The organism is Kandleria sp. (assembly GCF_017934775.1).
Lineage (GTDB): Bacteria > Bacillota_I > Bacilli_A > Erysipelotrichales > Coprobacillaceae > Kandleria > Kandleria vitulina.
Genome location: NZ_JAGBIX010000012.1, coordinates 18,690 through 27,299 on the forward strand (window position 1 = coordinate 18,690; position 8,610 = coordinate 27,299).

9 protein-coding genes and 1 tRNA gene are annotated in these 8,610 nt (G+C 32.7%); 2 read left to right on the forward strand and 8 right to left on the reverse strand.

Going from position 1 to position 8,610, the window contains the following annotated elements; genetic code table 11:
* Window positions 1–3: 3 nt before the first annotated feature.
* Complete coding sequence (locus J6L95_RS02305; RefSeq protein ID WP_173438038.1) at window positions 4–858, forward strand: LysR family transcriptional regulator; 855 nt, start codon at window positions 4–6, stop codon at window positions 856–858.
* On the opposite strand, the gene J6L95_RS02310 is transcribed toward J6L95_RS02305, so the two are convergent.
* From J6L95_RS02310 to J6L95_RS02320, 3 genes are read right to left on the reverse strand one after another with little or no spacing between them, the layout of a single operon-like run.
* On the reverse strand, window positions 842–1,672 hold the full coding sequence (locus tag J6L95_RS02310; RefSeq protein WP_287458004.1) for a diacylglycerol/lipid kinase family protein: 831 nt from the start codon (window positions 1,670–1,672) through the stop codon (window positions 842–844). The two genes, J6L95_RS02305 and J6L95_RS02310, sit on opposite strands and share 17 nt — an antisense overlap.
* Window positions 1,669–2,604 carry a TRM11 family SAM-dependent methyltransferase gene (locus J6L95_RS02315; protein ID WP_287458006.1) on the reverse strand — a complete coding sequence of 312 codons (936 nt, stop codon included), beginning with the start codon at window positions 2,602–2,604 and terminating at the stop codon, window positions 1,669–1,671. Before J6L95_RS02315 ends, J6L95_RS02310 begins: the two co-directional genes overlap by 4 nt.
* On the reverse strand, window positions 2,597–3,700 hold the full coding sequence (locus tag J6L95_RS02320; protein ID WP_074623925.1) for a 3'-5' exonuclease: 1,104 nt from the start codon (window positions 3,698–3,700) through the stop codon (window positions 2,597–2,599). The genes J6L95_RS02315 and J6L95_RS02320 overlap by 8 nt, the downstream gene beginning before the upstream one ends.
* An 89-nt stretch (window positions 3,701–3,789) precedes the next feature.
* Here J6L95_RS02320 and J6L95_RS02325 point away from each other — a divergent pair, with 89 nt between their 5' ends.
* Complete coding sequence (locus J6L95_RS02325) at window positions 3,790–4,968, forward strand: O-antigen ligase family protein (RefSeq protein ID WP_287458007.1); 1,179 nt, start codon at window positions 3,790–3,792, stop codon at window positions 4,966–4,968.
* Here J6L95_RS02325 and J6L95_RS02330 read toward each other — a convergent pair.
* The 5 genes from J6L95_RS02330 to J6L95_RS02350 form a co-directional block, all read right to left on the reverse strand.
* On the reverse strand, window positions 4,965–5,846 hold the full coding sequence (locus tag J6L95_RS02330; protein ID WP_238588065.1) for an ROK family protein: 882 nt from the start codon (window positions 5,844–5,846) through the stop codon (window positions 4,965–4,967). The genes J6L95_RS02325 and J6L95_RS02330 overlap by 4 nt on opposite strands.
* A 391-nt stretch (window positions 5,847–6,237) precedes the next feature.
* Window positions 6,238–6,888 carry a hypothetical protein gene (locus J6L95_RS02335; protein ID WP_287458009.1) on the reverse strand — a complete coding sequence of 217 codons (651 nt, stop codon included), beginning with the start codon at window positions 6,886–6,888 and terminating at the stop codon, window positions 6,238–6,240.
* A gap of 9 nt (window positions 6,889–6,897) precedes the next feature.
* Window positions 6,898–7,554, reverse strand: a complete 657-nt coding sequence (locus J6L95_RS02340; protein WP_287458011.1) for a hypothetical protein — start codon at window positions 7,552–7,554, stop codon at window positions 6,898–6,900.
* The gene (locus J6L95_RS02345; RefSeq protein ID WP_287458012.1) at window positions 7,544–8,266 is read right to left on the reverse strand and encodes an ABC transporter ATP-binding protein; all 723 of its coding nucleotides are present in this window, start codon (window positions 8,264–8,266) and stop codon (window positions 7,544–7,546) included. Before J6L95_RS02345 ends, J6L95_RS02340 begins: the two co-directional genes overlap by 11 nt.
* 216 nt (window positions 8,267–8,482) lie before the next feature.
* Window positions 8,483–8,559: transfer RNA gene (locus tag J6L95_RS02350), tRNA-Thr, on the reverse strand.
* Between the last annotated feature and the right edge of the window lie 51 nt (window positions 8,560–8,610).

Consider the following 8,610-nt stretch of genomic DNA (forward strand, 5'->3'; position numbering starts at 1 on the left):
AGTATGGAACTTAAACAAATGAGATACTATAAAACCATTGTTGAAGAGGGGACCATCTCCCAAGCGGCGAAGAAGCTGCATATGGCTCAGCCACCTCTTTCTGTCCAGTTGAAATCCATTGAGCAGGAACTTGGATTAGAACTCATCATTCGTGGAAGACGTCAGGTTACCTTGACTGATGCTGGAAAACTCTTTTATCGACGCTGTGTACAGGTGCTCTCTCTTGTAGATTTGTCTATGAAAGAGATGACCGATGTTATGAAGCAGACATTGCGTATTGGTATTACTTCATCTAATTCCGCATTGATCCAACAAAAACACATTGTCAAGTTCATGAAGGAGCATCCTTCATTAAATGTCCGTATCAAGGAAGGTCCTACTTCTGAAATGAAAGATCTGATTCTTGCCCACGATATTGATGTAGGGATTGTAAGAACTCCTTTTGATGCCAACAATGTTCAGACGTTCTACATGAAAAAAGACCCCATGGTTGCAGTGGGGCCAGCCGATGTCGTCAATGATTCAATGGATCATATGGCAGATTATAAATCACTGCCACTCATTGTCCATCGTCGTTACCGTTCTCTCATTGCGGACTACTGTCTTAATTCTATGCAGTTCTATCCTAATATTCATATACAATCTGATGATTGTCGTACTTCTCTTATCTGGGCAGAAACATTAGGTGGTGTAGCCATCATTCCACGTACAGCCCTTACCTTTGTTCATAAGGACTTAAAGACTGTCACATTAAAAGACAAGGAACTTTATACTTCAGTAGCCTTGATCACAAGAAAAGATGAAGTCCTTTCTCCTATTGCCCAGGAATTTTTGGATTTATTTAAAGAACGATATTAACAGCCTGCGGTACGATCTTTATACGAAGAACATTGCCTTCATATTGTTCACCATCAATATTTGCGCTGCCTTCTGTATAAATTGTACAGGCTTTGACCTTCTTCACGAAGGTCTTTTTATATTTATGAATAGATTTACTTAAAATCTTTGCCAGATAATAAGGGGCTCTCCACTTATTGATCTTAGGCAAGATAACAATATCCATATAGCCATCATTAATATAGGCATCTGGCGCAATGCAGAAGCCTCCTCCATAATAACGTCCATTGGCAATAACACAAAGTGTTACCTGTCCTTCATAAAGAATGCCTTCTTCATCTTCAAGCTTCACTTCATAGAAAGGATATCCTACGACATTTCTTAATAATGACTTCACATAGCCACCCTTCTTATCATGAACAGTATTAGCAACAAGCGCATCAAGACCAAAACAAGCCGTATTGATCACATAGCGCTCATTCATCTTAATTACATCTGACTTGATTGTTTCTCTATTTAAAGACATTCTCAATATTTCTTCAGGATCTTTGGAAATATTGATGAGACGAGAAAAATCATTTCCTGTTCCATATGGTATTACAACCAATTCATGGGTCGTATAAATTAATGACTGAATAACCTGATTTAAAAAGCCATCTCCTCCTACACTGTAGAAACGTGCTTTTTCTTCATATTGAGCAATGATTTCACTTACATGTCCATCAAAACGACTAAAGTGAATATCATAGTCTTTCCCTTTCATAATAGTTTTTATTGTAGAGACAAAAGGATGGATATCTTTTTCAAGAGGCTTAATCAAAAATACATGTTTCATTTTTCTACCTCACATAAAGTTATATAACGTGCAAAGTTCCCTCGTTTATACATACATTGATTTCTAATCACAAATCCCAAAGAAGCGATACGCTCTTTATAATTCTCATGGGTGATAACCACAAGACGTTTACAAAATGATTTTGTAGCACTAATCAAAAGCAGCTGATCATCCACTGAACAATTGCTGTAGACGCCATAAGGAACATCAAGAATACAAAGATCATACTGTTCTTTAATATCATGAATATCCTTCTTTTCAATAAGCAATGGATCATAGCCAAAATGTTCTAGATTCAATCTGGCCTTATAGGAGACCCAACGATTAATATCACTGCCACGAATATTCAATCCCATCGCGAGACCTTCCAGAACAACAGTTCCCACCCCACAACAAGGATCAATAATAGACTGGGATAGGTCATTGCCCACCCCTAAATTGAGTGCACATCTTGCGACTTTTAAAGGAAGAGAATGGGAATAGGAATGAGGTTTTACTTCATAGCGATGCCAATCTCTATTACGTTCAAGGAGTCCAAAGTAATAGATATTATTTAATTTAGTAATAGCCAATTCAACATCTGGTTCATGGAGCTTAGTTGTACCAGCAATAGGTTCACTTAATCGATGACATAATGAAAGACGTTCTTCATAGGGAACATGTACTTCATCATTCTTATAGAAGATCACTTTAAAGTTCTCATAATATAAATGAGCATCCTTAAGATAAGCAATGATCTCTTCAGGATCATTGCTTTCTTTAAAAATAGTCAATCTTTCCTTAATAAATACAGATCTCTTATAATCATAGTCATAATCTGTGAAAAAGTATTTTTCATAGGGTTCATGGAAAATATTTTCAAATTCACATAATGCCATTGATTCTTCATATTGAGGATAGTACTTATAGACATACATATATTTCTTACTCATAATCAAATCCTCTTTTCAATAGTACAAGCTTCACAAGATAAGATGGTACATACTTTCCTGTTGCTTGAAGACATTCTTCTAATGTCTGTTTTCCTCTTGTTAAAAAGATAACCTTCTCTTCTATTTCTTTATCAACATGAAGAACAAATTCTTCTTTCTTATATTCTTCTATGATAATATCAACTATCTCATCACAGCTTACACCAAAGAATAGTGAAATATCTGTGATAGATTTTTCTGCCTTATAACTGTAAATTATCGCTTTATTTCTATTATTCATGATCTCTTTTTCCTTCTTGATAACTAATGGATCATATACCAATGATTCTTTGGTTATTCCCCTATTAATAAGATGATTTTCTAATGCTCTTAGCATCTGTAATGTCATCAGACAATCATAAGTTGCACGATGCTTTTGGGGATCTGTAATATGAAATAATCGACAAAGATCTTCAAGCTTATAGCTCGATGTTTTAATATATTTCTTTGCGATTTCTTTTGAATCAATCATATTGTAGAACAGTCTTTTGACTTCACTTTCTTCTATACCATAACGCAGAGCTGTTGCGACAGTTATACGATAATCAAAAGCAACATTATGACCGATTATTCTTCTTTTACCAATGGCCTTCTTTATTTTTCGCCATTCATCCTTAAACAGTGGCTCATGGGCAAGCTGCTCATGATCAAGTCCTGTTACCCTGATTGCAGCTTTTCCCATTTTCTTTTCTGGCTTAAAAAGAGAATGATAAAGTTCATGTCCTAACATATCCAATACGGATAGTTCGACAATTTCATCATCCTTATATAATCCTGTTGTTTCTGTATCTAGGATAACACAATCATGGATATTTAATATTGTAAAAGGCATCGGAATAAGCTCTGGTGCTTCATATTCATCAACAAGCTGATATTTCTTTCTTATTGGAGTATGTCTAATGACATACTGTTCTTCTTTAATATAATCTTCTAGCACCTGATCACATACAAGATCATAGATTTCTTCTGGAGCATCAATTTCTTTATTTATTAACCATTGTCTTAATCGCTCTTTTTCAAAATGATATTCTTGATTTATTTCTCTTAATGTCTTCATATTTCGTATTATAATATGTTTTCCTTTTTTATACCAGTTTGTCTTTCCCTATGAATTCATGTAAAATAGAGAACACAGGAGGCTTTTACATGTTTACATTCTTTAAACAGCTAACACGTGAAGAAAAGCTGATGACCATCATGATCATCGCCTTATTTCTCCCGATGATTCCTTGTGCCTTAGTATGGCTTATTCTCACTCTTTATTTATTAAAGACAGGTGATATAAAGAGCGCTTATCAACATATTAAAGGCAGTCGTTTTATCTTATTCTTCACAATACTACAGCTGCTTGTATCATTATTCTATCAGAACTGGATTGGCTTTGGTTTTACATTCTTGTTGGTCATGTTCTTTACTATTTCTCTTTTCTTTAGAGAACATCTGACACCACGTTTTTTTGAAACAATGACAACCCTGATTATTTATTTAAGTGCTGTAGTAGGTATAATCGGTTTTATTCAGTACATGTATATCCTACATACATTTAATATTGATCACTTTGAAATCATTATTTTTAATACACCACCTAATCGTGTTCATTCTGTGTATTTTAATTCTAATTACTATGCCATGATGATCAACTTCTTCGTAGGTATTACATTCTATAAAATACTAAATAAATCCTATTCTATCAAAAGATTAGTTTCTTACATACTCATTACTTTATTAAATCTATTTATACTTTATCTCACAGGATGTAGAACAGCCTGGCCAGCATTAATGGCAGGACTAGTCATCATGTTGCTATATAGTCATCATAAAAAACTATTTGCATCTGTTGCTTCATTGTCAGGGGTTGCGGTTGTCTTTTTAGCAACACATCCTCGCTATATTCCACGTATGTCTAATTTCAAGCATTATCTTGGAGTACGATTGAATATCTGGCGTGTAGCCTTATTGAACATTAAGACTCATCCATTATTTGGAGAAGGTCCAATGACATACTGGCATATCTATAAAAACTATCCAAATGCTCATCCCACTCAGCATGCTCACAATGTTTTTATTGATCCCGTTCTTTCCTTTGGGATTGTCGGTATTGCGACAATTGCACCATACTTTGTTGCTTCTACAAAACGTCTTCATAAGCTGCATAAATTAGGATGCAATGATAACCTTGTTGGTCTTATTGTAGGCTTCATTCTCATGACCCTTATTCATGGATGTCTTGACTATACAATCTTCTTTGTCCAGACATCAGTATTGTTCCTAATAATCATCGGTAGCTTTGATGCCTATAAGAAAGAAATAGACTCTGCAGATTAATGCAGAGTCTTTTTAAATGTATAATAAGCACCAATTAAATTAGAATCATTGTGGTACTGACATACCGTAATTGGTGGTTTTCTAAATGTAAAAGCATGCTTTTCAATTTCAACTAAGGCCTTTTCAATTCCTTCCACAAATAATGGATCTTCACTGATTCCTCCACCAATACAGATAATATCTGGATTGATGATATTATCAATATTATAACAATATTTTGCGATCGCAAAAAACCAGTCTTCTACTATAGATACGACTTCTTCATCACCTTCGCGGTAAAGTCTCATCATATCTTCTCCTGTAAGAGATTCATCATTCTTTGTTTCTTTTACTTTCTTAACTACAGTCAAAGTAGAATAATCATCTGCCATTTCACGATAAGAATCTCTTCTCATATCTGAAAAGACAGGACTAAATTCACCGGCAATAAGCTGATGTCCACGAATGATATCATTCTTATAGACAATACCTCCACCAATGCCTGACCCAAAAATCATGACTACACTGTTCTCACAATCTTTTGAAGATCCTATCCATGATTCACATAAAGCAGCTGCTTTTGCATCATTTTCTATTGAAATAGGCTTATTGTCACATAGCGGCTTAAGATTTTCAATAAGATGGAAACCATCTAAATAGCGTAAAGCACCCCCAGTGATCATAACACCATTTTCACTATCAATGCGTCCTGGTGCACTGATTGCGATTCCTTCTAGGTCTTCATCAAATTGATGATAAAGACCACTAAGAACTTCTAGAATATGTTCCTGTGTATCTTGAGGTGTAGGCACCTTTCCTTTTTGAGAAAGGTGACACTCTTCATCTATTAAACCGTACTTGATAAAAGTACCTCCAATATCAATCGCTAAAGTTTTCATCTTTATCCCCCTTTATACTCTATTTTTCATTATACTTTTCCTCTCTCTTTTCACCTTTCCTATTTCACAAAATGAAAAAATAAATGAGTCTGTAGGGGAACAGACTCATTTATCCTTTTCTAAATTTTAAAGGGAAGGGAATTTTATGTTTGTATGAGTGTTGTCGATATCTCTATCGACAAGTACATAATAGTCGAGAAATGTGACGTGAATGTGAACTGTTATATAAATTTGAGGTTAACATCAAAAAATATTGTACATCATTACAAGATTCTTTTTCATTTGCAGATATTAACTGTTTAATTATTTATAACAGCTTATGCCATACAACCTTGATTAGGCTCAATTATTTTTCCAATCTTTTTTTGTGAAGTATTGTCATTAATTATATTTACATTTTTATATAATGAGATATATTCCTTATTACTCGGATTGTAACTAAAGAAACTACAATACTTAACAATAAACCTGTAAATAACGCAAATAGATATGGATCAACAGGAAGTAATCTATAAATTTGATAAAGAATAAATGAAATAGCTCCGATTGAAAAGAATGTACAAGCAGGTGCTCGTTTATCATTATTGACTATAATATGAATAAAAAGAGTATAGACACATACACAATAAGAGACTATTACAGGTAAAATAAAATCTAAAAATATAAAGTGACGAGATGGAAGACCATAGCTCATTGAGATAATCGTAATTAATGTAATAATATAGGATATAATAATAGGGATGATGACTTTAGATAAAAGTAATGACCATTCTGATATTCCAGATATTAGAATAGTATCTAAAATATTGTACTGTCTCTCTTTTTTAAATCCTTCTCCTACAAAACAGAGTGCATAAAGTGCTCCATAAAATACAGGCGCAATACTAATCGAAAGTGCTGTACCTATCAATGCACTTTTTCCTTGTTCATATACAAACATCCACATTCCTATCACAGCTATTAAAAATACGAAAATATATTCTTTAGTTAATCTAAAACTTATTAACTCATTAATAAGTAATGTTTTTAAATCAGTAATCATGTTTCTCCTTTATTGACGTGTTTTTATGAAATAGGAAATATGTCTTATCAATGATAATGAGATAAACGTCGTAATCATAGAAAGAAGCATTCCTACAATAATCATGTAAAGATTTAAAGAAAAATTAAGTAATAAAAAGAGTCTAAAAGCTAGATAAAATAATACTCCTACAATGATGAAAGTAATAAATAATGCTTGTTTATCATTATTAGTTAAAATATGTACGTTAAGAGTCATAGATACAATAAAATAAGAAATCAAGATTGGTAGAATAAAATCTATTAATGAATAATGAATAGACATTCCATATCTCATTAGAAAACCGAGCTTGATTAAAATCATAATGATAAAATCTAGTATGCAAGCAAGAAGCCACGGGGAAAGAATCTTTCCTAAATATATAGAATATTCTGATATGCCTGAGAGAACGATTGTATCTAACATATTGTTTTCTTTCTCATTATTAAATGCGGTTGCGGAAAGAATCATTCCCCACATAGCTCCAAAGTAATGAGGTAATAACATGATTATTAAAGTATTATTTGTCTTTCCATTAAGTAAATATATAACCACAACAATAGCTGTACCTACAGGAATTAAAAGATCATTTCTTAATTTAAGTCCTGTTAACTCATTAATGAGTAGTGATTTTATATCATTCCACATCCCAGTCTTCCTCTTCATCAAAGGTAAGTTTTGAGTATTTATTCATTAATGATTCTTCATCAGGCTTTTCACCACAATACTCTATTTTCCCAGTATTGATGATCACTACTTCCTCACAGATTGCATTAATTAATTCAAAATCATGTGAACTGACAACAATTGTTGTTCCTTTATTATTCATGGATTTTAATAATCGAATAATTCTTTGTTTACTTTCTTGATCTACTCCATTGGTTGGTTCATCAAGTAACAATATTTCTGGATAATCAAGACATGAACATGCAAGAACCAAACGTTTTCTCATGCCATTTGAAAGATGAAAAGCTTTTGTATCCTTCTTTTTCCATAAGCCAATCATCTTTAGAACACGTTCACATTCTGATTCCATATAGGAATCCTTAAGATGAATAAGTCTTGCTCTAAATTTCATATTTTGCATTACTGTCAATTGATTATAAATACCATCATATTCAGGCATATATGAAAGCATTCCACGCTTATGTTTATTAACATTAGGTGCTATCCCATTAATTAATATATGACCTTCTCTTGGATTTAATAATCCTGCGATTAATTTAATTAATGTTGTCTTGCCTGCTCCATTATGACCAAGCAACCCAACGATACTATTATCTTTTATATTTAAATTCAAATTCTTATAAACAATACTTTTCTTATTATATTGAAAACTAAGATCTGTGATTTCTATCATTCAATTTCTCCTTTTTAGATTTAAATCATATGAATAGTGCATTAGCAAGCCATTTAACAATCAATTTAATAACCAAAGAGAAATGAATAATAATATTATGTTTAATCAACTATCTATTAAATAATACTATATCATTTCATATCACTACTATAACATATAATTATAGAAAGAACATCAAAATTAAAAAAGTCCTTAAAAAAGGACTTTTTAGTATACTGGTGCCGGAGATGGGACTTGAACCCACAGCCTACTGGTTACGAGTCAGTTGCTCTACCAATTGGAGCTACTCCGGCATGAATATCATTATATCACTAAATGAAGTATCGTTCCAATTTGAATTTAGA

Coding starts and splice junctions, on each gene's coding strand:
- J6L95_RS02305 (WP_173438038.1), top strand. CDS start 4: ATGGAACTTAAACAAATGAGATACTATAAAACCATTGTTGAAGAGGGG.
- J6L95_RS02310 (WP_287458004.1), bottom strand. CDS start 1,672: ATGAAACATGTATTTTTGATTAAGCCTCTTGAAAAAGATATCCATCCT.
- J6L95_RS02315 (WP_287458006.1), bottom strand. CDS start 2,604: ATGAGTAAGAAATATATGTATGTCTATAAGTACTATCCTCAATATGAA.
- J6L95_RS02320 (WP_074623925.1), bottom strand. CDS start 3,700: ATGAAGACATTAAGAGAAATAAATCAAGAATATCATTTTGAAAAAGAG.
- J6L95_RS02325 (WP_287458007.1), top strand. CDS start 3,790: ATGTTTACATTCTTTAAACAGCTAACACGTGAAGAAAAGCTGATGACC.
- J6L95_RS02330 (WP_238588065.1), bottom strand. CDS start 5,846: ATGAAAACTTTAGCGATTGATATTGGAGGTACTTTTATCAAGTACGGT.
- J6L95_RS02335 (WP_287458009.1), bottom strand. CDS start 6,888: ATGATTACTGATTTAAAAACATTACTTATTAATGAGTTAATAAGTTTT.
- J6L95_RS02340 (WP_287458011.1), bottom strand. CDS start 7,554: ATGTGGAATGATATAAAATCACTACTCATTAATGAGTTAACAGGACTT.
- J6L95_RS02345 (WP_287458012.1), bottom strand. CDS start 8,266: ATGATAGAAATCACAGATCTTAGTTTTCAATATAATAAGAAAAGTATT.